The 24,228-nt window shown below is 71.7% G+C and carries 21 protein-coding genes; 12 read left to right on the top strand and 9 right to left on the bottom strand.

Going from position 1 to position 24,228, the window contains the following annotated elements; translation table 11 throughout:
- Positions 1-15 precede the first annotated feature (15 nt).
- Positions 16-1,320, top strand: coding sequence for a glutamyl-tRNA reductase (locus DEJ34_RS00335; RefSeq protein ID WP_110910747.1), 1,305 nt, complete (start codon positions 16-18; stop codon positions 1,318-1,320).
- An 86-nt stretch (positions 1,321-1,406) separates the two neighbouring features.
- Positions 1,407-1,766, top strand: a complete 360-nt coding sequence (locus tag DEJ34_RS00330) for an NUDIX hydrolase (RefSeq protein ID WP_220032793.1) — start codon at positions 1,407-1,409, stop codon at positions 1,764-1,766.
- 18 nt (positions 1,767-1,784) lie between these two features.
- On the opposite strand, the gene DEJ34_RS00325 is transcribed toward DEJ34_RS00330, so the two are convergent.
- The 4 genes from DEJ34_RS00325 to DEJ34_RS00310 all read right to left on the bottom strand — a co-directional run bounded on the left by DEJ34_RS00325 (position 1,785) and on the right by DEJ34_RS00310 (position 6,856).
- On the bottom strand, positions 1,785-2,060 hold the full coding sequence (locus DEJ34_RS00325; RefSeq protein ID WP_110889459.1) for a hypothetical protein: 276 nt from the start codon (positions 2,058-2,060) through the stop codon (positions 1,785-1,787).
- A gap of 303 nt (positions 2,061-2,363) precedes the next feature.
- The gene (locus tag DEJ34_RS00320) at positions 2,364-3,359 is read right to left on the bottom strand and encodes a serine hydrolase (protein WP_110825723.1); all 996 of its coding nucleotides are present in this window, start codon (positions 3,357-3,359) and stop codon (positions 2,364-2,366) included.
- Complete coding sequence (locus DEJ34_RS00315) at positions 3,359-5,323, bottom strand: M13 family metallopeptidase (protein ID WP_110825724.1); 1,965 nt, start codon at positions 5,321-5,323, stop codon at positions 3,359-3,361. Before DEJ34_RS00315 ends, DEJ34_RS00320 begins: the two co-directional genes overlap by 1 nt.
- Before the next feature lie 75 nt (positions 5,324-5,398).
- Positions 5,399-6,856, bottom strand: a complete 1,458-nt coding sequence (locus tag DEJ34_RS00310) for a hypothetical protein (RefSeq protein ID WP_146236876.1) — start codon at positions 6,854-6,856, stop codon at positions 5,399-5,401.
- Positions 6,857-6,970: 114 nt separating this feature from the next.
- Here DEJ34_RS00310 and DEJ34_RS00305 point away from each other — a divergent pair, with 114 nt between their 5' ends.
- Together DEJ34_RS00305 and DEJ34_RS00300 are read left to right on the top strand one after the other, a co-directional pair.
- Positions 6,971-8,323 (top strand): uracil-xanthine permease family protein, encoded by a 1,353-nt coding sequence (locus DEJ34_RS00305; protein ID WP_110900806.1) that lies wholly within the window; start codon positions 6,971-6,973, stop codon positions 8,321-8,323.
- 28 nt (positions 8,324-8,351) lie between these two features.
- Positions 8,352-9,002 carry an HAD family hydrolase gene (locus tag DEJ34_RS00300; RefSeq protein ID WP_110900805.1) on the top strand — a complete coding sequence of 217 codons (651 nt, stop codon included), beginning with the start codon at positions 8,352-8,354 and terminating at the stop codon, positions 9,000-9,002.
- A 115-nt stretch (positions 9,003-9,117) separates the two neighbouring features.
- Here DEJ34_RS00300 and DEJ34_RS00295 read toward each other — a convergent pair whose 3' ends face one another.
- Both DEJ34_RS00295 and DEJ34_RS00290 read right to left on the bottom strand, forming a co-directional pair.
- Entirely contained in the window at positions 9,118-10,017 is a 900-nt protein-coding gene (locus DEJ34_RS00295; RefSeq protein ID WP_110910749.1) for a hypothetical protein, read from the bottom strand.
- Complete coding sequence (locus DEJ34_RS00290) at positions 10,014-10,568, bottom strand: RNA polymerase sigma factor (protein WP_110900803.1); 555 nt, start codon at positions 10,566-10,568, stop codon at positions 10,014-10,016. The genes DEJ34_RS00295 and DEJ34_RS00290 overlap by 4 nt, the downstream gene beginning before the upstream one ends.
- Before the next feature lie 195 nt (positions 10,569-10,763).
- On the opposite strand from DEJ34_RS00290, the gene DEJ34_RS00285 reads away from it, so the two are divergent.
- The 3 genes from DEJ34_RS00285 to DEJ34_RS00275 all read left to right on the top strand — a co-directional run bounded on the left by DEJ34_RS00285 (position 10,764) and on the right by DEJ34_RS00275 (position 15,126).
- Entirely contained in the window at positions 10,764-12,320 is a 1,557-nt protein-coding gene (locus DEJ34_RS00285) for a family 20 glycosylhydrolase (protein WP_110910750.1), read from the top strand.
- A gap of 230 nt (positions 12,321-12,550) precedes the next feature.
- Positions 12,551-13,696, top strand: coding sequence for a hypothetical protein (locus DEJ34_RS00280; protein WP_220032794.1), 1,146 nt, complete (start codon positions 12,551-12,553; stop codon positions 13,694-13,696).
- 95 nt (positions 13,697-13,791) lie between these two features.
- Positions 13,792-15,126, top strand: coding sequence for an MATE family efflux transporter (locus tag DEJ34_RS00275; RefSeq protein ID WP_258368204.1), 1,335 nt, complete (start codon positions 13,792-13,794; stop codon positions 15,124-15,126).
- Positions 15,127-15,189: 63 nt separating this feature from the next.
- On the opposite strand, the gene DEJ34_RS00270 is transcribed toward DEJ34_RS00275, so the two are convergent.
- Complete coding sequence (locus tag DEJ34_RS00270; protein WP_110910752.1) at positions 15,190-16,614, bottom strand: M20/M25/M40 family metallo-hydrolase; 1,425 nt, start codon at positions 16,612-16,614, stop codon at positions 15,190-15,192.
- Positions 16,615-16,760: 146 nt separating this feature from the next.
- Here DEJ34_RS00270 and DEJ34_RS00265 point away from each other — a divergent pair, with 146 nt between their 5' ends.
- Positions 16,761-17,894, top strand: a complete 1,134-nt coding sequence (locus DEJ34_RS00265) for a carboxylate-amine ligase (RefSeq protein ID WP_181422192.1) — start codon at positions 16,761-16,763, stop codon at positions 17,892-17,894.
- Positions 17,895-18,120: 226 nt separating this feature from the next.
- Positions 18,121-19,884, top strand: a complete 1,764-nt coding sequence (ctaD, locus tag DEJ34_RS00260) for an aa3-type cytochrome oxidase subunit I (RefSeq protein ID WP_110910754.1) — start codon at positions 18,121-18,123, stop codon at positions 19,882-19,884.
- A 57-nt stretch (positions 19,885-19,941) separates the two neighbouring features.
- On the opposite strand, the gene DEJ34_RS00255 is transcribed toward ctaD, so the two are convergent.
- Positions 19,942-20,322: a DUF7882 family protein gene (locus tag DEJ34_RS00255; RefSeq protein WP_181422193.1), complete on the bottom strand. Its 381-nt coding sequence runs from the start codon at positions 20,320-20,322 to the stop codon at positions 19,942-19,944.
- Between the two features lie 157 nt (positions 20,323-20,479).
- On the opposite strand from DEJ34_RS00255, the gene DEJ34_RS00250 reads away from it, so the two are divergent.
- Complete coding sequence (locus DEJ34_RS00250; RefSeq protein ID WP_110910755.1) at positions 20,480-20,737, top strand: hypothetical protein; 258 nt, start codon at positions 20,480-20,482, stop codon at positions 20,735-20,737.
- Positions 20,738-20,835: 98 nt separating this feature from the next.
- Here the strand turns inward: DEJ34_RS00250 and DEJ34_RS00245 are convergent, their stop codons facing one another.
- Positions 20,836-22,056, bottom strand: coding sequence for a LacI family DNA-binding transcriptional regulator (locus DEJ34_RS00245; RefSeq protein ID WP_110910756.1), 1,221 nt, complete (start codon positions 22,054-22,056; stop codon positions 20,836-20,838).
- Positions 22,057-22,110: 54 nt separating this feature from the next.
- Between DEJ34_RS00245 and DEJ34_RS00240 the strand changes: the two genes are divergently transcribed.
- Together DEJ34_RS00240 and nucS are read left to right on the top strand one after the other, a co-directional pair.
- Complete coding sequence (locus tag DEJ34_RS00240; RefSeq protein WP_110900797.1) at positions 22,111-23,421, top strand: MFS transporter; 1,311 nt, start codon at positions 22,111-22,113, stop codon at positions 23,419-23,421.
- Between the two features lie 108 nt (positions 23,422-23,529).
- Positions 23,530-24,225, top strand: coding sequence for an endonuclease NucS (nucS, locus tag DEJ34_RS00235; protein ID WP_110910757.1), 696 nt, complete (start codon positions 23,530-23,532; stop codon positions 24,223-24,225).
- Positions 24,226-24,228 lie beyond the last annotated feature (3 nt).

The following is a 24,228-nucleotide window of genomic DNA, read 5'->3' as shown; positions in this document are numbered from 1 at the left end:
GTTACCATTGAACACGTGCTCATCTGTCTCACGGCGTCGCATCGCAACGCCAGCTTCGACCTCCTGGAGCGTCTGAGCATGGGAGCACCCGCGGCCGCCAGCCACCTCGTCACGGACTCGGACGTCCTCGACGGCGCCGTGGTCCTCGCCACGTGCAACCGGTTCGAGGCCTACCTCGACATCGCCGGCGACGACGACGCAGCCGTCCGCGCCACCGTCGAGGCCGTCTCGGCAGCGAGCGAGCTGCAGGCCGACGAGGTCCTCGACGCCGTGCAGGTGCTCGGCGGCGGAGACGTCGTGCAGCACCTCTTCGCCGTGTCGAGCGGGCTCGAGTCCGTCGTCGTCGGCGAGACCGAGATCTCCGGACAGGTCCGCCGGGCCCTCGAGGACGCGCGCCGGAACGGCACCACCACCTCGGACCTCGAACGGCTCTTCCAGGAGGCCGCGCACACCTCCCGCGGCGTCAAGACCCGCACCCGGATCGGCGCCGCCGGCCGGTCGCTCGTCCGCCTCGGGCTCGAGCTCGCGTCCTCGCGGATCACCGACTGGGCCGCGACGCGCGTGCTCCTGGTCGGGACCGGCAGCTACGCCGCCACCACCATCGCCGCCCTCCGCGACCGCGGGGCCCAGCACATCCAGGTCTTCTCGCCGTCCGGCCGGGCACCGTGGTTCGCCGCCAAGCACGACCTCGTCGCCGCCACCGACCTGCGCACCGCGATCGGCACGAGCGACGTCGTCATCACCTGCACGTCGAGCGAGGTCCCGGTCGTCGAGGCGTGCGACCTCGACGACGGGGCCCGCCGCATCGTGATCGACCTCGGCCTCCCCCGCAACGTGCACCCGGACGCCGCCGACGTCGAGGGCGTCGAACTGCTCGACCTCGAGACGATCAGCATCCACGCCCCGATCGCCGAGCTGAACGCCGAGACCGAAGCACGCGCGATCGTCGACGACGCCGTGTCCCGTTTCCGCGCCCAGGCCCTCGAGCAGTCGACCACCCCCGCCCTCGTCGCCCTCCGCAAGCACGTGTTCGACATCCTGGACGACGAGATCGACCGCGTGAAGCGGCGCGGCGACACCACCCCCGAGTCCGCCGAGCAGACCGAGCGAGCACTCCGGCACCTGGTCGGCGTGCTCCTGCACCGCCCCTCGGTCCGGGCCCGCGAACTCGGCCGTGCCGGTCGGGGCGACGACTTCACCGGCGCGCTCGACGCACTCTTCGGGGTGCGCCCCGAGCCCGTCGCGGACGTGCCGTCCGCCGTCGTGCCCCTCGCCGACCGGGCCGCGCGTGTGCGCGACGACGAGGCGGACGCGAGCTGACCGGCTCGGGCGATCCGGGCCTCCCGGCCGCCGCCCCGCTGCTGCGGGTCAGCGCCCTCCTGCTCGTCCGCGACCGTCGCGTGCTCATGGTGCGCGCCCGCGGGCGCGACGTCCTCTACCTGCCCGGCGGCAAGGTCGAGCCCGGCGAGAGCAGCGTGGACGCCGCGGTCCGCGAGGCGTTCGAGGAGACCGGGCTGCGGCTCACGCCCGCCGACGTCGACGAGTTCGCGACCGTGACCGAGCCGGCGCACGGGCAGGCACCGGGGACGATCGTCGCGATGACGCTGTTCCTGGCCCGGCCGGGAGGCGCGCTCGACACCGCCACGCCCCTCGCCTCCGCAGAGGTCGACGAGGTAGAGTGGGTCACCTCCGCGGACGCCGGGCGGTGCCCGCCCGCCGGGGTCGAGACGCTGCGCCTGCTCACGCAGGCCGACCTCGTCGACTGAGGTCGGCCCGCCTCGCCGCTACTGGTCGCGGTCGGTGTACTCGCCGGCCGTCTCCGGGCCGCCGGGCTCGACGTCGCCGGGGATGTCCGACTCGACGTACTCGCCGCGCTCACCCTCGGACTCCGGACGCCGTTCGCCGGGGATGTCGCTCGACACGAACTCACCGACCGGTTCGTCGTCGGCGACGCGGTGCTCGCCGGGGATCTCGCTGTCCACGAACTCGCCGGCGCGCTCGTCCACGCCGTCCGCGCGGTCCTCGTCGCCGCGTGCTGCCTCGTGCTTGCCTGCTGCCATGGGTCTGTCCTTCCGTCCGGCACGTCGTCGTCGACGTGCACGCTGCCGATCCTGCCCGATGTCGCTGTGCGGCGGTGTGCTCCTGGGAGGACGTGCGCCACGGGAGCCCTGCCGTCTTCGGGCTCGTGCACCTCATGCCCACGCCGCTCGAACCCGAGTCCATGCCCGAACGGGTGCTCTTCGCCGTGGTGAGCATCCCCGTCGTGTGCGGCATAGTCGGGGTGTGGCACGGCCTGACGCGCGAGGCCGACGGCCGCGTCACGCGGGTGATGGCCGGGGCGAGGATGCGCGAGGCCCACGGGGTCAGCGCTCGGCGGGGGCGTGCACGACCTCGAGCACCTCGGTCCCCATGGTGCGCAGGGCGTCGACGACCGCGAGACGGCGCTGCAGCGAGTCGTCCTCGAACCGGATCGTGACCGCGTAGCAGACCGACGACGCCGGCCCACGGAGGACCCCGGCCTCCGCGCGGACGCCGGGTCCGGAACCGGTGACGGCGACGGACTGCAGGCCGTGGTCGAGGGCCCGGTGCGCGAGCGGGTCGAGCCCGAAGGACCCCGCGACGAGCGACAGGTCGGCGGCGAGCGACAACCAGCCGAGCACCCGGTTCGACACCGCCTCGTCGACGACCTCACCGAGCGCGAGGCCCCGGAACAGCCAGCTCAGTTCACCCGCGGCGGCGACGGACACGTCGGGGGCGTCGTCGGGTCCGCGCCGGTCGCGCACCCGGTCGATCAGGGCCGTCCGTTCGATGCCGAGCGACTCCGCGCGGGACCGCACGGCGTCCATCCCGACCGTGGTGAGCAGCGCGTTCGTCGCCCAGGCGTCGGCGGTGGCGCCGACCAGGGTCGCCAGGTCCGACACCTGCATGGTCGGTTCCTGCAGGAACTGCCACAGGCCCGCGCCGGTCGCGGTGTCGCGGGCCATCCGCTGGAGGCGGTCACCGTGCAGGCGACCGTCCTCGAGTTGCGCGGCGACCTCGATGAGGAGCAGCACCCGTCCGAGGCTCGCCACCGGTTGCACGAGGCGGTCGTCGATCGCGAGCAGCGCCCGACCGGTGGACGTGTCGATGATCGACGCGCTCACCCCGGCGCCGTCGACGGCGATCGCGCCGAGCGCTTCGGTCGTCGCTGTGAAGCGCTCGTCCGCACCTCCCCGGTGCTTGCCGCGGCTGCGACCGCCACCACCGGCGCGGCCACCGCCGGACCGAGCGGCACCCCCGCTTCCTGCGGTGGTGCCGTCGTCGGAGGGGCGTCCCGGGCGGCGCCGGCGCGACGAGTTCGGCGCGTCCGGCTCCACCATCACCAGATGGCGACGCGCTCGGCCGGAGCCAGGTACATCGCGTCACTGTCGGAGACGGCGAAGGTGTCGTAGAACACGTCGATGTTGCGCACGATCTGGTTGCAGCGGAACTCGTTCGGCGAATGCGGGTCGATGCTGAGCAGGCGTGCGGCCTCCTCGGGGCGGATCGCCATGCGCCAGGCCTGCGCCCAGCTCAGGAAGAACCGCTCGGCACCCGTCAGGCCGTCGATCACGGGGGGCTCGGCACCGTCCAGCGAGATCAGGTACGCCTTCCACGCGATCGAGAGGCCGCCGAGGTCGCCGATGTTCTCACCGATGGTGAGGGCGCCGTTGACGTGGCCGTCCGGCACCTCGGTCGGGACGAGGGCGTCGTACTGCGCGATGAGGGCCTTCGTGCGCTCCTCGAACGCCTGGCGGTCGGCCTCGGTCCACCAGTTCTGCAGGCGGCCGTCGCCGTCGTACTGCGAACCCTGGTCGTCGAAGCCGTGGCCGATCTCGTGCCCGATGACGGCGCCGATCGCTCCGTAGTTCGCGGCGGCGTCGCGGGTCGCCTCGAAGAACGGGAACTGCAGGATCGCCGCGGGGAACACGATCTCGTTGAAGCCCGGGTTGTAGTACGCGTTGATCGTCTGCGGGGTCATGAACCACTCGTCGCGGTCGATCGGCTTCCCGATCTTGCCGAGCTCGCGGTCGACCTGGAACGACGCGATCGCCCGGACGTTGGCGAGCAGGTCGTCCGCCCGGATGGGCAGGGCGCTGTAGTCGCGCCACTTCACGGGGTAGCCGATCTTCGGCGTGAACTTCTCGAGCTTGTCCAGCGCGCGGGCACGGGTCTCGTCGGTCATCCACTCGAGCCCGGTGATGCTCTGCCGGTAGGCCTCGACCAGGTTCGCGACGAGGTCGTCCATCGTCGCCTTGGAGGTCTCGTCGAAGTGCTCCTCGACGTAGATCCGTCCGACGGCTTCACCCATCGCGCCCTCGACCAGGGAGACTCCGCGCTTCCAGCGGTCACGCTGCTTCGGCGCACCCGTCAGTGCTGTGCCGTAGAACGAGAAGCTGGTCGCGGAGAACGCGCTGGTCAGGTACGGGGCGGAGGCCCGGATCACCTGCCAGCAGAGCCAGTCCTTCCAGACGGGCAGCGGCTGCTCGCGGAAGAGCTGTGCGAGGCCGGTGATGAACGAGGGCTGCCGGACCACGACCGTGTCGAACGCACCCGCCGGTGCGGCGATGGCGTCCCACCAGATGCGGAGGTCGACGCCCTCGGCGAGCGCCGAGACCTCGTCCCACGGCATCTTGTTGTAGGTCTTCTGGCTGTCGCGGGTGGCGACGTTGTCCCAGTGTGCCGACGCGATGGCCGTCTCGAGGGCGATCACGTGCTCGGTGCGGTCGCCGCTCTCGTCGTAGCCGGCCAGCGGGAACATCGACCCGACGAACTCGCGGTACTTCTCACGGATGTCGGCGAACCGGTCCTCGCGGTAGTACGACTCGTCGGGCAGACCGAGGCCGGACTGCTCGAGGAAGACGATGTAGGCGTCCGGGTCGCCCGGGTCGTTGTCGACGAAGAGCTGGATGAAGCTCGGCAGCCCGAGCCGCTCGAAGCGACCGACCATGCGGAGCACGTCGTTCTTGTCCTCGATCGCGGCGATGTCGGCCAGGAGCGGCTCGATCGGCCCGGATCCCGCGGACTCGAGGGCGACCTCGTCCGTGAAGGACGTGAAGAGGTCGCCCACCTTCCGCTGCTCGGTGCCCGGCTCAGCCGTCTGCGCGCGCTCGATGATCGTCCGGACGGCGGCCTCGGCCTCTTCCGCCAGGACCGTGAAGGACCCGTAGCGGGCCTTGTCGTCCGGGATCGGGGTGTCGGCGATCCACCTGCCGTTGACGTGCCGGTAGAGGTCGTCCTGCGGTCGCACCGACTCGTCGAGTTCGTCGGTGCGGATTCCGGTGGTGCCTGCGACGTCGGTCATGGGCTCCACGATAGCCACCGGTCCCTCCTCCGCCACCCGGTGCTCGCTCACCGACCTGTCCACGTCGTCAGCCCCTCACCGACGGGGAGTCGCACGCCGGCGCACGACCCGGGCGAGCGGGAGGGTGCTGCCTCCGAGCACGAGCAGGACGAGGGACGCGACGGCCGGGTGCACGACGTCCGCACCCGTGTAGGCGAGTCGTCCGGCAGCGGCAGCACGCGCGCCCGAGGTCCGGAGGCGGGCCGCGGCCGGATGACGGGCCTCCTCCCCGCTGGTGACGCCGCCTCCCGTCGGAGTACCACCGTCGCTCCCGGCGCCCGGACCGGGGCGTCCCGGTGCGCCGGGGAGCACGAGCCGGAGGGCGCCCTGCTCGACGTCCTGCACCCGCTGCTGTGCGACGACGGCAGCGGCGGGCAGGGCGTCGCGCGGGACGACGAGTTCCCAGGACCGACCGATCGTGGTGCGGAGCGGTTCGCCGTCCGCGGCGGTGAGGGTCTTCCCGGCCTCGTCCTCGAGCGTCACCGTGCCGCCGACCTCTCCCGTGCCGCTGAACCGGAGGCGGCCGTCGTCGAGTCGCTCGACCGCGCCGGTGAGCACGGACGGGATCGTGACGTGCGCGTCCGTCCGACCGATCTCGTCCCCTCCGTCGGAGGCAATGACCGAGACCACGTGCAGACGGACGTCGTCGGGGATCGGGAGCTCCGCCCGCCACGACGTGTCGACCCCGACGTGGACGACCACGGGCTCGCCGTCCGCTCCCGTGACCGGACCCCGGCGGTCCGCGAAGGTCAGCGTGCTGCCGGCGGGAGCACGTCCGTCCAGGACGAGGTGCTCCGTCTGCCGGGAAGCCGTCGCGTGCTCGACGGTCGGGGTGCCCGAGAGCTCGTAGACGTCGTCGACCCCGCCGTTCAGGGTGCCGTCGAAGTACTGGCCGACCTCCACGTGGTGGCGACCGAACGCGAGACCACGCAGCACGACGTGCCAGGTGCCGTCGTCGGCGACGTCGGTCTCGGCGCGCTCCGTCCCGCGGTCCCGGACGACGAGGTGCGCTCCGGGATGGCCCGAGCCGTCGAGCGTGATGGTCCGTCCGATGCCGTCGACGGTCGCGGTCATGTCCGGGGGCAGCAGCACGAGCATCCGGACCGGGATGTCGATCGACTGCCCGGACACCTGGGACGTGGCTCGGATGACGTGGTCGCCCGGATGCACCCGGACCCGCGCCGTCCAGCGACCGTCCGCGTCCCCTTCGGTCCAGACGGGCTCGACGACGTCCCCGGCGACCTGGACGCTCTCGCCTGTGGGAACGGTGCCGGTGACGGTGACGACGCCGGTGCCGTGTGCGATCGACCGCACCCCGGCGGTGAAGTCGACGGGGGCAGGCGGGTCGGACGCCGGCGACCGCGAGGTCTCCGTCGCGTGCCGGTCGACACCCGCGGCCAGGGCGGGGTCGGCGACGAGCACGGGCGCGGCCGTCATTGCGCCGACCGCGAGTGCGGCGAGGACGGGGACAAGGACGTGGCTGGTGGTTCGCATGGTGCTCCTCGTGGTGTCCCACACACCATATCCAGCATTCCGGCCGTCCGTCACGGTTCTCCACAGGGCGGGTTGCGGACCCACGGACGCCCGTGCGCCCGCTACGGTCATCGCATGGGACTCCCTTGGAAGCTGCACGGCGACGGCCGCACCGTGTCCGCCTCGGCGATCGTGGCGCCGGACGAACGACTCACCTGGGGCCGGACGGTCGGCCTCGGCGTGCAACACGTGGTCGCCATGTTCGGCGCCACCTTCCTCGTGCCGCTCATCACCGGCTTCCCCCCGTCGACGACCCTGCTGTTCAGCGGCATCGGCACGATCCTGTTCCTCCTCATCACCGGCAATCGGCTCCCGAGCTACCTCGGCTCGTCGTTCGCGTTCCTCGCGCCGATCGGGGCCGCGACGAAGATCGGCGGCATCCCGCTCGCACTGTCCGGGATCATCGTCGTCGGGGCGCTGCTCGCGGTGGTCGGACTGATCGTGCACCTGGCCGGCGCCGGCTGGATCGACCGTCTCATGCCGCCGGTGGTCTCCGGCGCCATCGTCGCCCTGATCGGGTTCAACCTCGCGCCGGCCGCCCGCGACAACTTCGTGGAGGCGCCCGTGATCGCCGCGGTCACGCTCGCCGCGATCGTCCTCTGCACCGTGCTGTTCAAGGGGCTCGTCGGTCGCCTGTCGATCGTCGTCGGTGTCGTCGTGGGCTACCTCGTCGCACTCGTCGCCGGCGAGGTGGACCTCGGCGCCGTGCAGGACGCCGCCTGGGTCGGACTGCCGACCTTCACGGCTCCGGCCTTCGACCTGTCCCAGACCGCCGTCTACCTCGGCTTCCTGCCCGTCGTGCTCGCCCTGGTCGCCGAGAACGTCGGCCACGTGAAGGGCGTCGGGCAACTGACCGGACGTGACCTGACCCCGCTGACCGGGCGCGCGTTGCTCGCCGACGGGGTCTCGACCGTGCTCGCCGGCGTCGGCGGCGGTTCGGCCACGACGACCTACGGCGAGAACATCGGGGTCATGGCGGCGACGCGGGTGTTCTCCACCGCGGCGTACTGGGTCGCGGCGATCGCGGCGGTGCTGCTCGGGCTGTCGCCGAAGATCGGTGCAGTCATCTCGACGGTGCCGGCCGGCGTGCTCGGTGGCGCCACCACCGCGCTGTACGGACTCATCGGCGTGATCGGCATCCGCATCTGGGTCGAGAACCGGGTCGACTTCGCCAAGCCGAAGAACCAGCTCACCGCGGGCATCGCGCTCATCATGGGCATCGCGGACTTCACGTTCTCGTTCGGCGGCGCGACCTTCGGCGGGATCATCATCGGCACCATCGCCGCGATCGTCGTCTACCACCTCATGGACCTGGTGGGCCGGGCCCGGGGCACCGATCCGGTGACCCCGGACGCGACCGAGGCCGAGCGGGCCGCGACGGGTGGCACCCCCGTCGAGCCGCGGATCGACGGACACCGGAAGGGCTGACCGGCCGTCCCGGTCGTCGGCCCGACAGATGACCGTGCGTACCGTCGGTGTGGTCGTCTTCGACTTCGACGGAGTGATCACCAGCCGCGACACGATGGCCTACGTGTGTCGGCTCCGCCTGCTGAGCGACCCGCGCCGGCTCGTCGCGGCCGTGCCGTCACTCGTGCGTCGCGTGGTCGCCCGAGATTCGCGCGCCCGTCAGCGAGCGGACGCAGCGCTCGTCGAGGCTGCTCTCGTCGGCCTCGACCGCCGGACGTACGACGAACTGGTCCGACGGGTGGTGTCGCGGTTCATCGCCTCGGACTGGCTCCGGGCTGCGTTCGTCACCGAGCTCCGGACGGAAGCGGCTTCGGGCAGGGCAGTCGTCGCGACGGCGAGCGAGGCAGGGCTCGTGCGCGCACTCGTCGAGGCGATGGGGATCGACGACGTCCGTGTGCTCGGGTCGGAACTCGAGTCGACCCCGGAGGGTCTGCGATTCGGGCTCCACAACGTCGGCGCACAGAAGCACGCGACGCTCCGGGCGGCGGGCATCCCGCTCGCTGGAGCACGGTTCTTCACGGACTCGGTGCATGATCTGCCCGTCGCCGAGGCGTGCGCCGAGACCGTCTTCGTGGGTGCTGATCCCGCCACGTTCGAACGCTTGCCTCGTGCCACATGGTGGCGGGAACCGTCGCAGTAGGCAGCTGGCGGTCCGAGCGCCGCAGTGCGCCACGCAGCGCACCGTTCCCGCGAGGTGCGGTGAGATCCCGCGTCCGCTACCCGGCGTCGAGGCTCAGGACGAGGCACGCCCCGCGTCAGCCGACGGCGGGCTCGACCGGTGGGTCTTCGGGCTCGGGGTGCTCCTCCTGCCAGATCCTGTCCACGGCGTCGAACTCTCGCGGGTAGCACTGCGTGTCGAACACCTCGCTCCCGGCCGCCGGCGTCGCGTACAGGTACCAGGGCCCGGTCCCTCGTCCGCTGCCGTTCCACGCTCCATCCGCGTACCAGGTGAGTGGAACGTCCCCCATCGGTTGTCCTGCCTGTGCCTGGCATGCGAGGAGACGGTTGAACGCCGTCCTGTACTCGTCCAGGGTGACGGCACCGTCGGCGGTCTCGGCGTCCTGCTGCGGTGACGGTGTGGCGATGCTCGGTGCCTTCGCCCAGGAGACCCAGACGGCGTACCGGTCAGTGTCATCGGCGGAGAGGGTCACGACGGTCGCACCGGTCGAGGCCATCGGGGACAGCGCCCATCCGGTCGCTTCGGAAGTCGGGTCGTCTCGTCGACCGCACAGGGTGCCTTCCGTGCGGTGCCCGTCGACTTCGACGGTCGGCGCGTCTCCGTCGAGGCACGCCCACGCGACCGTGACACTGTCCGCGCCGGCGGGGCGATCGGACAAGGTCAAGGCGGTGTCACCGCGTGCGACGCGGAAGCTCGGTGTCCCCACCACACGGCCGTGGTTGGCGTCCTCGACCATGTAGCGCGTCGTCGTGGCGAGGGAGGCCTGGATGGCGGTGTCGGGGTCGTTGCCCGGGAGTGCCGCGGCGGTGAGCCCACCGGTCATCGTCCCGCCGACCAGGAAAGCCGCGACCACGGCGACGACCGCGCCGCGGGTGGGACGGCGGCGGCCCGTCGTGCTGGCCGTCCCGGTCGACGCGACGTCGGTGATGAGGGCTTCGCGCATGGCGGTCAAGCGGGGTGAGATGTCGTCGTTCACAGTGCGCCTCCGAGGGGTTCCGCTGTGGCTGTGTACTGCTGGTGCAGCCGAGTCTTCGCTCGGTGGAGTCGGGACTTGACGGTCCCGGCCGCGACGCCGAGGGCGACGGCGGCTTCGCGTTCGCTGAGCCCCTCGATGACGCAGAGGGTGAGCACGCGTTGATCGGCGAGCCCGAGTCCGCGCAGGGCCGCGACGGCGTCGCCGTCCGTGTACTGATCAGCGGGGTCCGGCGCCGGGTCATCGACAGGGAACCGGCCGAGGAAGCGGCGGTGTCGCGTGGTCGATCGTGTCAGGTTGTGCGCTGCGTTCGTCGCGGTGACGAGCAGCCACGGCAGCAACGAATCGTCGACGAAGCGGACGTGATCGCGTCGTCGCCACGCCTCGAGGAACGCGACGGCGACGACGTCGTCGGCGTCAGCTGGGCTGGGGACGAGTCCGACCGCGTGACGCCGGAGGCGTGCGGCGTGCCGGTCGAACACCCTCCCGAACGCCTGCCCGTCACCCGCGGTACTCAGCGCCCAATCGGCCCGGTCCCCCGCGATCTCGTTCATGTCCTGAGTTGTCCACAGACCCGCGATCGGTTCCCTCGTCGGCGTGTCGCGCAGCGCGGGAGTTCGTCAGCCACGGCCCGGAGCCTAGGCCACAGGTCGAGTACCGGGTGCTCGGAGTGCGGCCGCAGCGGTTCCGGTAAGATCTGCGCCATCCGGTCCATCCGAGCCGGCCCGGTAGCGCGGTGGACGTTCCGCATGGTCGAGGGGAAGAACGTCGCGATGCGTCAGGAACCGAACCCGTCCCCGATGCCGGAAGTGCGTCCGCGTGAACGCGTCGGCTGGATCACCGCCGTCGGTCTGACCATCGCGATGTCGGCAGGAGCCCTGGTCGGGATCGGTGCGACCGCGGGACCGGCGGAGGGCGCGACGCCCGACGCCCCTGTTGTGCAGGCAGTCGCCATCGAGTCGAACACCTCGGCAGTGACGGTCACCAAGGTCACCGCGACCAACACCGTCACCTCCACCGGCACGGCCGTGCGGACCACCCTGACGGTCGAGAACACCAGCTCGGTGCGGAAGCCGGCTGCCCACGCCTGGCTCTACCTGTCCGCCGGCAGCAAGAAGTACACGCTCGGCCACGTGACCGTGAAGCCGCTCGCCGCGGGCGCGAGCACCACGGTCCGCGCGATCCACAGGTCACCCCTCCGCGCGGAAGCCGGCAAGTACAGGGTCCTCGGCTGCACCGGGGTCTACTCCGTACAGCGATGCCGCACGTCTGCCACGACCGTCACGAGCAGACCCGCGTCCCGCGCACGTCCCGAACCGGGTGTGATGCTCGACGTCGCTCGCGCCTACTACCCGGTGGCGCTGATCAAGCGGTACGTCGACCTGCTGGCCGACAACGGCGGCCGTTTCCTGCACCTGCACCTCACCGACGACCAGAACGTCGGGATCGAGAGCGCCGTCCTCGGCCAGACCCCCGCGAACGCCGATCTCCACCACGGCGTCTACACGAGCCGAGTGACCGGTCGTCCGTTCCTGAGCGCCGGACAGGCGCGGAAGATCGCGGCGTACTCGGCCCGGCGGGGCATCGCGATCGTGCCCGAGGTCGACACTCCCGGCCACATGGCAGCCGCGTTCGCCCTGCTCGAGGCGCGACACGGCAAGGAGTGGGTCGATCGCATCCGATCGGGTGAGAGTGAGCTCGACACGTCGGCACCCGGGAGCCTCGCGCTGGCAACCGAGCTCGTAGCGGAGGTGACGCGGACCTTCCCCTCCAGCCGCACCGTCCACATCGGCGGTGATGAATGGGGAGGTGGCGTCACCGCAGACGAACGGGTCGGGTGGCTGAACGCGATGGCGGCCGCCGTCGGCGACCGTGAGGTGTGGGCGTGGAACGACGGGATCGACCGGGTCGCGGTCAAGCGACTGGACCCGCGCATCCACGTCACGTACTGGAGCTTCGACGGCGACACGGAGGACACTGCGGAGCGCCTCGAACGCCGACAGCGACGAGCGGGTGCGAACGACCTGTACGCGGCAGGGGTCGAGTTGCTCAACTACAACTCGTACTACCTCTACGAGGTGCCGAGCGACCTCGACGAGGCCGACAGCGAGTACATGGCCACCGATCTCCGCGAGAACTGGTCACTGCGGACGTGGGACGGCGACTCGGGTGCGCTCCTCGCTGCTCCCATGGCGGGCGCGGCGGTTGCGATCTGGGGAGAGGACCTCGAGGACTCGCCCTCCGATGACCTCCTGCGATGGAGTACGCCGCACGTGCTCGCCATGATCGACAAGGCGACCTCGTGATCACCACCACCCGCCACCATCGGTAGGAGGACCCGTCACGGAGCGACCACTCGACCACTCGTGCAGGTAACCCGTGGACGGGTCGTTCTCGCCGAGGAGGCTCCGCCGGTCGCGTGCGGGTCCGGACCGGAGGGACTGACGGAGAAGCGAGCACGCCAGATGCTCGCGGCCGTCGGTCCGACCCGAACAGGGGCCTGCAGCGGCAACGGCGCATTCACTAGCCTCGCCGCGTGAGTCGCCCGGCGCTGAGAACCTCCGTCCACGTCGTGCGTGCGATGATGCCGGCCTACCGATGGCAGTACGAGACGTTGCGGTGGGTCGGACTCGGGCTCGTCGTGGTCGGTGTCGTCCTGTCCGTGCTCGGGACGGGGATCGTCGGCGTGCTCGCCGTGGTCCCGGTCCTGGGCGGTGGCGCGCTGTTCACCGTGTCGTCGGTCCGGTGGTGGAACCTCGCCGTCGACACCGCACGGGCGATCCGCGCACAAGACGACCTCCGGGCCCGGCCGCTGGCCGGCCACCCGACGGTCTCCGTCGCCGCCGTGAGCAGCGCTCGGCGGGTCGCGCTGGTGCTCAGCGCGACCCTCTCGGTCCTGGCGCTCGTGGTGGGGATCGGTGGTCAGGGCCTCCCGGCGCCCGTCCCCGCACAGTCCACGGCAGCACGCCCCGCCGTCGTGGACGAGCCCACACCGACACCGACACCGACCGTCGCCGCGACCCGCGGCGCCCGCGGCTTCCCCGTCCCGCCGTTCGCCGTCGAGGGCGGTGCCGTGCGCATCGGGCAGGTCGAGGACGAGGACGCCTGGTGGGCACTCTGCGGAGCGGCCATGGGCGACTCCGACTGTCTGGCGTGGGGCGTCGTCGCTTCCGTCGAGTGCGACCTCGACCTGACGATCAGCTTCGCCGACACCGAGACCGGGCCGATCGCTCGCACCGAAGAGCGATCGGTGCGTGTCCGACCGGGGACACCGGCGTTCATCGCCTCGGTCGGTGCGGAGTCATGGAGCAGCATCGACGCCGCCGAGTGCCGACCGCGACCGGAGATCGACGACCACGTCGCGACCTGGTTCCCCACCCTGGACAACGAGGCCCAGCCCGAAGGGTGCTGGGACCTCGGTTGCGTCGGCTTCGACGTCATCCCCGGCCGCGACTGCGCGCGAGCCGACGTGCAGTTCGCCGTGTACGACGGCTACGGCGCCACCGGGAACCCGCACGACCTCGTGATCCCCGTCGAGCTCCACGAGGACGTCCCCCTCACCGTCTGGGCGGGCGGCGTCGAGAGTTTCGAGGGCGACGCCGTCCTCACCCGGATCTCCTGCCCGGCTGAGCCGGACGCCCACCGCGCCGGTGTCACAGCGTCAGCAGCGACCGCGCGCTGACAGGTCCTCGACGAGAGTCGTCCCACTGGAGGGATGGCCCTCGGCCCGGAGCGGCGGGGTCACCAGCCCGGCCGGAGCGACGGCAGGATGTCCTGGTGCCCTCCGCGTCCGACACCGACCCCCGCCACGTGCGTCGAGCCGTCGACCGCGACATCGTCCGCCTCGCCCTGCCCGCACTCGGCGCGCTCGTCGTCGAACCGCTCTTCCTGCTGACCGACACCGCACTCGTCGGGCACCTGGGCGCGACACCACTCGCCGCCGTCGGGGTGGCGAGCGCGGTCCTGCAGACGGTGACGGGCCTCCTGGTCTTCCTCGCCTACGCGACCACGCCGGCGGTGGCGCGTGCACTCGGCTCCGGTGACCGCCGCGGCGCCGTGCACGCCGGCATCGACGGGATGTGGCTGGCGCTCGCGCTGGGGGTGGTGCTCGCGCTCGTCGGCTGGCCGCTCGCCGGGCCGCTCGTCGACCTGTTCGGGGCGACGCCCGGGGTCTCCGCGGCCGCCACGGCGTACCTCACCGTCTCGCTGATCGGGTTGCCCGGCATCCTGGTCGTCACGGCCTCGACAGGGCTGCTCCGCGGACTGCAGGACACCCGCACCCCCCTCGTCGTCGCGAGCGTCGGCTTCGTCGCGAACGGTCTGCTCAACGCGCTCCTCATCTACGGGTTCGGCTGGGGCGTGGAGGGGTCGGCCGCGGGCACGGTCGTCGTGCAGTGGGCGATGGCCGCGGTGTACGTCGGCATCGCCGTCCGCGCCGCCCGGGCATCGGGCGCACCGCTCCGGCCCGGCGCCTCCGGGGTCGTACGGGCGCTGCGGTCCGGCGCGTGGTTGTTCCTCCGGACCGCGTCGTTGCGGGTCGCGATGCTCGCGACGATCGCCACCGCGGCCGGCCTCGGCACGATCGGTCTCGCGACGACCCAGATCGGGCTGACGGTGTTCAGCACGCTCGCGTTCGCACTCGACGCGCTCGCGATCGCCGGACAGGCGCTGGTCGGGCACGCCCTCGGGGCGCGGGACGCCGGGCGCGTCCGCCTGGTGACCGGGAGGCTCGTGGTGCTCGGGATCGTCGGCGGCGTCCTGCTCGGGGTGCTGACGGCCGCTGCCAGCGGCGTGCTCGGGCCGGTCTTCTCCGACTCCGCCGACGTCCGGGCGGCCCTCCCCCTCGTGCTCGTCCTCATCGCGGTCGGGCTGCCGGTCGCCGGCTACGTGTTCGTGCTCGACGGGGTGCTCATCGGTGCGGGTGACGCCCGCTACCTGGCGCTCGCGGGCGTCGTGAACCTGGTCGTGTACCTGCCGCTGCTGTGGTGGCTCGGGGACGGGCTGGCGGCGCTGTGGGCGGTGTTCTCGTTCGGGTACATCGGCGTGCGGGCGGTGACGCTCGGGGTCCGGGCGCACCGGCCGGGGTGGATCGCGGCGGCTCTGGCACGGTGACGACGCGGTCCGCCGGCTGCGGGCCGACCGGTCGACACGCCGGTGCCCGCGAGGTCGGGACTCTCAGTCCCGCTCGATGGCTGCGAGCCCCTCCCAGAGGTGTGCGATCGACGCGGCGCCGTCGAGCAGCATCCCGACGTCGATGCTCTCATCGCTCGAGTGCCAGTGGTCCTCGGGCAGGCCGGTGCCGATGAAGAGGACCGGTGCGTCGAAGGTGCGCCCGAGGAGCTCCGCCGGGCCGCCGCCCGCGTTCCCCATGCGTCCGGCGGTCCCACCACCGTGCCCTCGTTCCATGGCGCGGACGAGTGCCTCCAGTGCCGGCCCGTCCGGGGTCACGTAGGGGTCCTGGCCGGACTCCTCGGGGATGGTCAGCTCGTACTCGACCCCGTCGGGCATCGTCGATCCGACGAAGCGGCGGAGTTGGTCGGCGACGGCCGCGACGTGCTGTCCGGGGACGGTGCGGATGCTGATCTCCGCCGTTGCCTCGCGGGGGATCACCGCCCGGGGGAACCCGGTCGGGTCGCCCGCGAGCAGGGTCAGCACCTCGATGGCCGGTCGTGCCCAGAGACGTTCCTCGACCGTGTGACCGGACTCACCGGTGACGCTCCGGGTCTCGGTGCGCTCGAGCCACACGTCGGTGTCGAACGACAGGTCGCCGAGCTGCTCCCGGCGCTCGTCGGTGAGTTCCTCCACGTCGTCGTAGAAACCGGGCAGCGCGATGCGTCCGTCGTCGTCGTGCAACGCGGCCAGCACGGTGACGAGTGCGTGGACCGGGTTCGGTGTGGGTCCTGACGCGGCTCCGCTGTGCACGTCGCGCAGGGGCCCGGTCACGGTCAGGGTCGCACCGGTCATCCCACGCATCGAGGTCACCACCGCCGGGTCCCCGTCCTTCCACTGCAGGGTGTCCGAGAAGACGACGACGTCGCACGACAGGCGCTCGTGTTCCTGGTCGAGCAGCGACGCGAAGTGCGTCGATCCGAGTTCCTCCTCGCCCTCGACGACGTACTTCAGGTTCACCGCCGGACCGGCGTCGCCCCGTCCGGCGAGGTGCGCGCGGAGACCCCAGAGGTGCGCGATCACCTGTCCCTTCGCGTCGGAGGCACCCCGCCCGTACAACCGCCCGTCGCGCAGCACCGGCTGGAACGGCTCCGTCTCGGCCCACTCCTCCGGCTTGGCGTGCCGGACGTCGTGGTGGCTGTAGACCAGGACCGTCGGCTTCGCCGGATCGACGATCCACTCGCCGACCACGGTGGGTGACGGGCCCGCCCAGAGGATGTCCGTGGTGAGCCCGACCTCGCGCATGGCCGCTGCGAGCCACCGGGCGGATCGCTCCACGTCGATGGAGCGCTCGGGCTGGGACGCCACCGACGGGATCCGCACCCAGTGCTCGAGCTGGCCGAGCACCTCCTCGCGGTTGTCGGCCAGGAAGCGACCGACACCCGAGGGGTCGGACGGTCCGGGCAGGGGCAGGGAGGGCGTGGAGTCCATGGTGTTCGGTCCTGACGTCGAGGGTGTTCCTCGCACACGGTCCCCCGTCAGGGGCCGAGGCGTCACAGACGGCTCGCACGGCGGACATGGGCCACCGAACGCGGGAACGGGGAGGGGACACGGTGTCGGACGCCTTGGCTGAGGGCATGCGGACCATCGGCGTCGAAGAAGAACTGCTCCTCGTGGACGGGACCACCGGAGCGCCGGTCCCGATCGCGGACCTGGTGCTCGAACGTGCCCGGGCGGAGCGGCTGCCGCTCGACGGCGCGGAGTTCGCCGGTGAGATGCAGCTGGAGATGCTCGAGGTGATCACACGTCCCCACTCGACGCTGGCGACGCTCGGCCGACAGGTCCTCGACAACCGTGCCCTCGCGATGCGACTCGCCGGCGAGCACGGTGCCCTCGCGGCGCCGCTCGCCAGCTCGCCGCTGCCCACCGTCCCCCACCTGCGTTCCTCCGACCGGTACGAACGGATGGTGCAGCGGTTCGGCGCGGTGCCCCGGCACAGTCTCACCTGCGGACTGCACGTCCACGTGGCCGTCGAGTCCGACCACGAGGGCGTCGCCGTCCTCGACCGCATCCGGACGTGGCTGCCTATCCTCATCGCCCTGACCGCGAACTCGCCGTTCCACGCCGGTGAGGACACCGGTCACGCCAGCTTCCGGTCGGTGACGTGGAACCAGTGGCCGACCGCCGGACCAGCGGAACGGTACGAGACGGTGGCCGGGTACCGGGGGGTCACCGCCGCGATCAACGGGACCGGAGCCCTCCTCGACCCCGCGATGCTCTACTTCGACGCCCGACTGTCCCGCAACCACCCGACCGTCGAGGTGCGGGTGACGGACGTACCGCTCGACCCGACGATGACGGTCGCCGTGGCCGGGCTCGTGCGGGCGCTCGTCGACACGGCGGTCGACGAGTGGCACGCCGGGAAGCCGCCTGCCGCCACGCCTGCCTGCATCATCCGGCTCGCGAACTGGCGTGCCGCGATCGAGGGACTCGACGGACACCTCGTCGAACCGCTCACCAACCGGCCGCTCCCCGCGCACGAGGTCGTCCTGATGCTGCTCGAGCACCTCCGACCCGCCCTGACGGCGAACGGTGACGACCAGCTCGTCGAGCACGCCGTCCACCAGGCCTTCGTCTCGGGCAACGGGGCGACCCGGCAGCGCGCCGTCCATGCCACGTCCGGGGACCTCGGGCAGGTCGCCGTCCGAGCCGCAGGCGCGGAGCCGACCCCGTCGACCCTCCCGGAGACCGCCGTGCGGACCCCACGGTGACGACCGCAGCGTGCGTCGTCCGGGAGCCGCGACCGCTCGCGTCCCGTCCCGTCATGCCCGGAGCAGGTCCGAGCCGGATCCCGCGGGTTCCGCCCTGGAGGCCGCTCCGCAGTCCGGATCACGCGGCACGTCCACCAGTGCCCCTGTGCAACCGCGGACATGACGGCGAGAGTGGCCCCACTGCCGCCGGATCGTCGACGCAGCCACCGATCGACGGAGGATCCCCATGACGCAGACGACGACACCGCCGGCCCTCGGCGAGGAACCCGGCGAACTCCTCGGTCGCCGCCCGCTGCGTACCGGCATCCGCGCTGTGCACTGGCACACCTCAACGGACCACAAGACGATCGGCAACCTGTACCTCGTCACCGCGTTCGGCTACTTCTGCATCGCCGGACTCATGGCCGTGGTCATGCGCACCGAGCTCGCGACACCCGGACTCGACGTCATCGACACTCGCGAGCAGTACAACCAGCTCATGACCATGCACGGCACGGTCATGCTGCTGCTGTTCGCGACACCACTGTTCGCGGGCTTCGCGAACGCGATCATGCCGCTGCAGATCGGCGCACCGGACGTCGCCTTCCCCCGACTCAACGCCCTGTCCTACTGGATGTACGCGTTCGGCAGCGCCATCGCGATGGGCGGCTTCCTCACACCGGCGGGCTCGGCGTCCTTCGGCTGGACGGCGTACGCGCCGTTGTCCGACACCACCTTCGAGCCCGGACTCGGCAGCACCCTCTGGGTCGCCGGCCTGAGCATGACCGGGTTCAGCACCATCCTCGGTGCGGTGAACTTCATCACGACGGCCATCACGATGCGCGCTCCCGGCATGACGATGTTCCGGATGCCGATCTTCACGTGGAACGTGCTCATCACGTCGATCCTCGTGCTGATGGCGTTCCCCGTGCTCGCAGCGGCGTTGTTCGGGCTCCTCCTCGACCGCGCCTTCGACGCGCAGATCTACAACCCGGCCAACGGCGGCCCGTTGCTCTGGCAGCACCTCTTCTGGTTCTTCGGCCACCCCGAGGTCTACGTCATCGCACTGCCGTTCTTCGGCATCGTCTCCGAGGTCTTCCCGGTCTTCAGCCGCAAGCCGATCTTCGGGTACAAGACCCTCGTCTACGCCACGATCTCGATCGCCGGATTGTCCGTCACGGTCTGGGCGCACCACATGTTCGCCACCGGAAGCGTGCTGCTGCCGTGGTTCTCGCTCCTCACCATGCTCATCGCGGTCCCGACCGGCGTGAAGATCTTCAACTGGGTCGGCACCATGTGGCGCGGCTCGGTGACGTTCGAGACCCCGATCCTCTGGGCGATCGGGTTCCTCGTCACGTTCACCTTCGGCGGCCTGACCGGGGTCATCCTCGCGTCACCGCCACTCGACTTCCACGTCCACGACAGCTACTTCGTGGTCGCGCACTTCCACTACGTCGTCTTCGGCACGGTCGTGTTCGCGATGTTCTCCGGCTTCTACTTCTGGTGGCCGAAGCTGACCGGCAAGATGCTCGGCGAGCGCCTGGGCAAGATCCACTTCTGGATGCTGTTCATCGGGTTCCACATGACCTTCCTCATCCAGCACTGGTTGGGCGTGATCGGCATGCCGCGCCGGTACGCGAGCTACCTGCCGAGCGACGGGTTCACCTGGCTGCACCAGGTCTCGACGGTCGGTGCGTTCCTCACCGCCGCCTCGATGCTGCCGTTCTTCCTCAACATCGTGCAGACGATGCGCCACGGACAGCGCGTGCGGGTCAACGACCCATGGGGCTACGGCCGCTCGCTCGAGTGGGCCACCTCTTGCCCGCCGCCTCGGCACAACTTCACCGCGGTCCCTCGTATCCGCTCGGAGTCCCCGGCCTTCGACCTCAACCACCCCGAGGCAGGCGTCCCCGTCGGCGTCGGTCCGGCGATGGACGCCCCGGACGCAGCCACGCACGACCAGGCGAGCGGCAGGACCCGGAACGCGTCGGGCACGGGCCAGCAGTTCTGACCACGGATCCCACTCCGCTCCCTCCGGGACCGCCGCGCTGTGCGGGCGGTGGTCCCGCTACGGCGCCGTCTCGTCGCCCGGTGCGGTGGCGGCGAGTGCCGTCGTGCGGCGTGGCGGACCGGGCTTGGGACGGAGGTCCGTCACGTCGCCGTCCTCGCGCGTGACGACCAGCCCCCGAGAACTCGAAGCGGAAGCGGCGAGTTCCCGCAACCACCGCTCGTTGATCACCGGGACACGACTGCCGTCGAACTTGAAGTGCACGAGGACGTTCGGGTGCAGCCAGATCGAACTCCGCCCGGACCCCACGTCCGCGGCGTCCTTCCACGACATCAGGAACGCCTCGCCCCGACGCAGCTTGTTGACGATGACGATCTGGAGATGGGTGAGCGTGCGGTCGTCCACGACGACGACCAGACTGTCGTAGCTGATGGATCCCATGCCGACCTCGCCAGGCCACCGGGTGATGACGGGAGCCGCCGCTGCTCGAACCACCCGGTAGCTGGGAATGGTTCCTGGGCCGTGTTGCTTGGATGGCCGGTAGCCGCAGCCTAATCGGGCACGGGCGACAGACGGGAACCCCTTGCGCCGGATCACGATGACCGTCGACGGCACGTCGCACGCGCTCGCGCAGGGCCAGGACCTGCACGCGCTGGAAGCAGCCGTGGTGGCGGCGGATCGTGCCGGCGCCGACGTCGTGGCGGTGACCCTCTACGGGAACCGGGCGCTCGACGTGGTCGTGACCCCCGGCGTGGCGATCACGTTCGAGGTCGAGGAGGTCCCCGACGAGGACCGCGACGACGGCGACCTCGACAACCCGTTCGACGTCCCGGACTTCGAGGCGTTCGACGGGTAGTCGCGGTGACCCGCGGCGCGGGCGCGAGCGGACGCACGCGCACGGCCGAGGGCCGCTCGCCCATCCGCCCACCGACGGACCGGGCGCGGTCCACGCCGTCAGTCGCGCGGTCGCACGCTCGGCGGTCCCGTCGTGTCGCCGATCCGCAGCTCGGACCGGAACGACGCCGGCTCGGGCGACTCCCCCTCGAGCATGGCGAGTGCGGCGCGGGCGGCCGCTTCGCCCTTCGGCACGAACGGCTGCACGAGCGTCGTCAACTGCCGGATCGGGGAGCGGTAGAGCAGGCTGTCGTCCACGTGGATGCCGTCGAAGCCCACGACGCTGACGTCCTCGGGGACGCGGAGCCCGGCGTCGAGCGCGGCCGAGATCACCCCGACCGCGAGCAGGTCGCTCTGTGCGACGACCGCGGTGGGGGGCTCGACGCCGGGGGTGAAGAGCGCCGCTCCGGCGATGCGGCCCTCCTCGACCGAGCTGCCCGCCGACGCGATCGCCGGTGCGTCCGGGTAGACGTCCCGGACGCCGCGGAGTCGCTCGGTCGTGGTGAACGCGGACGATGCGCGCTCCCGCTCGGCGCTGACGGGACCGCGCTCCCGGGCGCTGTCGAGGGGCAGGGTCACGACGGTGACCTGCCGGTGACCGAGGTCGTGGAGGAACGCGGCAGCCCGTCGGGACGCGTCGCGGTTGTCGAGGTGCACGGGGACGGCGCCCTCGATGGCGTCCGCCTCGATCGCGACGACGGGGATCGAGCGTCGCCGGAGGACGGCGACCGCCGGGTCGATCCGGACGTTGCACCCGATGAGGATGACGGCGTCCATCGGGGCGTCGACGAGCGGTGCCATACCGCGCTCGTCGTCGAGCGGGCTCCGGACGAGGAGCAGCGACACCCCCGCGGCTCCGGCGACCTCGGCGATGCCGTCCAGGGTGAGGACGTTCACGGGGTCGCGGAACGCGTCGCTCAGACGGTCGTCGAGCACGACGCCGATCACGCCGGACCGCCCACGCCGGAGGGAGCGGGCGCGTGGGTCCGGTCCGTCGTAGCCGAGCTCGGCGGCGACGGCGAGGATGCGCTGGCGGGTGTCCTCGGACACCGGGCCGGTACCGCTGAAGGCGAGGGAGGCGGTGGACGGCGCGACGCCGGCCGCACGAGCGACGGCGGCGAGCGTCGGGCGCGTGGGGCGACCGGACCGGGAGGCCCGGGGTGCGCCCGCAGCGTCGGGTCTCCGGGCAGCGTCGGCAGTGGGGGCGTCGTCCGGACCGTCGGTGCGGTCCACGCCCGGGCGGGGGCCCGACGCGCCGGGGTCACTTGCCGTGTCGTCCATCGCTCGTTAGCGTAACGGCTACCCCTCCTCGAATCGATTCGATCGGACAGTTCCATGACGACGGCCGGCACCCGCCCCGCTCCGACGACCCGCGCCTGGCGCAACGCGGTGTTCGTGGTGTTCACCCTGTCAGGGCTCGACATCGCGACCTGGCTCGGACGCGTGCCGAGCGTGCGGGACTCCCTGGACGCCTCGACCTTCACGATGGGCCTGCTCGTCCTCGGCATGTCGGTCGGGTCGATCGCCGGCCTGACCTTCGCCGGCCACATCGTCGCGAGGCTCGGTGCCCGTCGCGGTGTCCTCGTGGCCGCCGCGTGCCTGGCGCTCGGCATGGTGGCCGCGGGCATCGCCGTCACGATGGACTGGGGCTTCGCCGCGATCTGGATCTGCCTCATCGCGTTCGGGTTCGGCAACGGCCTGTGCGACGTGTCGATGAACGTGTCCGGAGCGACCGCCGAGCGACTCGGCGGCCGGACGATCATGCCGCTGTTCCACGCGGCGTTCAGCGTCGGGACGCTCGCCGGCGCGGGCATCGGCGCCCTCGCCGAGCGCTTCGAGGTCCCGGTCGCGCTGCACTTCGTGGTCGTCGGCGTCATCACGAGCCTGGCGATGCTCGTCGCCATCCGCTGGTTCGGCGAGGACCGGCACGTCGAGCCCGAGCCGACCGACACCAGCCCGGTGGCACTGCCGGTCTCGCGGTGGGCGATCTGGAAGCAGCCGTCGACCCTCCTCATCGGGGTCGTCGTGCTCGGCATGGCCCTGGCCGAGGGCTCCGCGAACGACTGGCTGCCCCTCGCGATGATCGACGGCCACGGCCTGGCGAACGACGGCGGCTCGGCCGTGCTCGCCGTCTTCCTCGCCGCGATGACCGTCGGCCGCGTCGCCGGCAGCCCGCTCATCGACCGGTTCGGACGGGTCCCGGTGCTCCGGGCGAGCGCGGTGGTCGCGGTCGTCGGCCTCGGCATGCTCATCTTCGTGCCGAACGTCCCGATCGCGATCGTCGGTGTCGTGCTCTGGGGGCTCGGTGCCTCGCTCGGGTTCCCGATGGGGATGTCGGCCGCCGCGGACGACCCCCGCACCGCGGCCGCCAAGGTCAGCGCCGTCGCGACGATCGGCTACGTGGCGTTCCTCGCCGGACCGCCGATCATCGGGTTCGCCGGCGAGCACGTCGGCCTCCTCAACGGGCTCCTCATCGTGTTCGTGTTCATCATCGCGGCCGGCCTCGCGTCCGGTGCCGCGCGGGAGCGGACCGCGACCACCCGCCCGGGCGACGGACGGACCGGCGGCGACCCCGGCCTCCCGGGCGGCGCGGCTGGCAGGGCTGGCGGGGCCGACCGGACCGACACGGCCGACCGGCGACGCTGAGCCGCCGGCACCGCCTGCCTCCGCCCGGAGCAGCGAGCAGCGAGCAGCGAGCACAGGGGCCGGCGGGCGACCCGCCGGGCCGCCTGCGATCCCGGTTAGGCTTCCCGGGTGCGTCTCGTCATCGCCCGCTGCTCCGTCGACTACGCCGGTCGCCTGTCGGCCCACCTGCCCCTCGCGACCCGGCTCCTCATGCTGAAGGCCGACGGCTCGCTCCTCGTCCACTCGGACGGCGGCAGCTACAAGCCGCTCAACTGGATGAGCCCGCCGTGTTCGATGGCGATCGCGGAACCCGACGACGACCAGGCGTCCGCGGGCATCACGCAGGTGTGGACGGTCACACAGAAGAAGACGCAGGACCGCCTCATCGTCAGCATCCACGAGGTGGTCGCCGACGAGTCGCACGACCTCGGCGTCGACCCCGGTCTGGTCAAGGACGGGGTGGAGGCGCACCTGCAGCAGCTCCTCGCCGAGCAGATCGAGCTCCTCGGTGACGGCCACACGCTGGTCCGCCGCGAGTACATGACCGCCATCGGTCCGGTCGACATCCTGGCGCGGGACGACGCGGGCGCGAGCGTCGCGGTCGAGATGAAGCGGAACGCCAACATCGACGCCGTCGAGCAGCTCACCCGCTACCTCGAGCTCATGAACCGCGACCCGCACCTGCGGCCGGTGCAGGGCGTCCTGGCGGCACAGTCGTTCGCCCCCCAGGCCCGCACCCTGGCAGAGGACCGCGGCATCCGCTGCCTCGTCCTCGACTACGACGAGATGCGCGGCATCGAGGGCGGGCACGCGCGCCTCTTCTGAGCG

The sequence above is a fragment of the Curtobacterium sp. MCPF17_050 genome, assembly GCF_003224435.2.
Taxonomy (GTDB): domain Bacteria; phylum Actinomycetota; class Actinomycetes; order Actinomycetales; family Microbacteriaceae; genus Curtobacterium.
The sequence above is the reverse complement of the archived record's forward strand: the minus strand, read 5'-3'. Positions and strand labels throughout refer to the sequence as shown.

What these genes read in the sequence shown, in the direction of transcription:
- DEJ34_RS00330 (WP_220032793.1), top strand. Translation starts at nt 1,407, where the DNA reads ATGGTGCGCGCCCGCGGGCGCGACGTCCTCTACCTGCCCGGCGGCAAG.
- DEJ34_RS00325 (WP_110889459.1), bottom strand. Translation starts at nt 2,060, where the DNA reads ATGGCAGCAGGCAAGCACGAGGCAGCACGCGGCGACGAGGACCGCGCG.
- DEJ34_RS00320 (WP_110825723.1), bottom strand. Translation starts at nt 3,359, where the DNA reads ATGGTGGAGCCGGACGCGCCGAACTCGTCGCGCCGGCGCCGCCCGGGA.
- DEJ34_RS00315 (WP_110825724.1), bottom strand. Translation starts at nt 5,323, where the DNA reads ATGACCGACGTCGCAGGCACCACCGGAATCCGCACCGACGAACTCGAC.
- DEJ34_RS00310 (WP_146236876.1), bottom strand. Translation starts at nt 6,856, where the DNA reads ATGCGAACCACCAGCCACGTCCTTGTCCCCGTCCTCGCCGCACTCGCG.
- DEJ34_RS00305 (WP_110900806.1), top strand. Translation starts at nt 6,971, where the DNA reads ATGGGACTCCCTTGGAAGCTGCACGGCGACGGCCGCACCGTGTCCGCC.
- DEJ34_RS00300 (WP_110900805.1), top strand. Translation starts at nt 8,352, where the DNA reads ATGACCGTGCGTACCGTCGGTGTGGTCGTCTTCGACTTCGACGGAGTG.
- DEJ34_RS00290 (WP_110900803.1), bottom strand. Translation starts at nt 10,568, where the DNA reads ATGAACGAGATCGCGGGGGACCGGGCCGATTGGGCGCTGAGTACCGCG.
- DEJ34_RS00285 (WP_110910750.1), top strand. Translation starts at nt 10,764, where the DNA reads ATGGTCGAGGGGAAGAACGTCGCGATGCGTCAGGAACCGAACCCGTCC.
- DEJ34_RS00270 (WP_110910752.1), bottom strand. Translation starts at nt 16,614, where the DNA reads ATGGACTCCACGCCCTCCCTGCCCCTGCCCGGACCGTCCGACCCCTCG.
- DEJ34_RS00265 (WP_181422192.1), top strand. Translation starts at nt 16,761, where the DNA reads ATGCGGACCATCGGCGTCGAAGAAGAACTGCTCCTCGTGGACGGGACC.
- ctaD (WP_110910754.1), top strand. Translation starts at nt 18,121, where the DNA reads ATGACGCAGACGACGACACCGCCGGCCCTCGGCGAGGAACCCGGCGAA.
- DEJ34_RS00255 (WP_181422193.1), bottom strand. Translation starts at nt 20,322, where the DNA reads ATGGGATCCATCAGCTACGACAGTCTGGTCGTCGTCGTGGACGACCGC.
- DEJ34_RS00250 (WP_110910755.1), top strand. Translation starts at nt 20,480, where the DNA reads ATGACCGTCGACGGCACGTCGCACGCGCTCGCGCAGGGCCAGGACCTG.
- DEJ34_RS00245 (WP_110910756.1), bottom strand. Translation starts at nt 22,056, where the DNA reads ATGGACGACACGGCAAGTGACCCCGGCGCGTCGGGCCCCCGCCCGGGC.
- DEJ34_RS00240 (WP_110900797.1), top strand. Translation starts at nt 22,111, where the DNA reads ATGACGACGGCCGGCACCCGCCCCGCTCCGACGACCCGCGCCTGGCGC.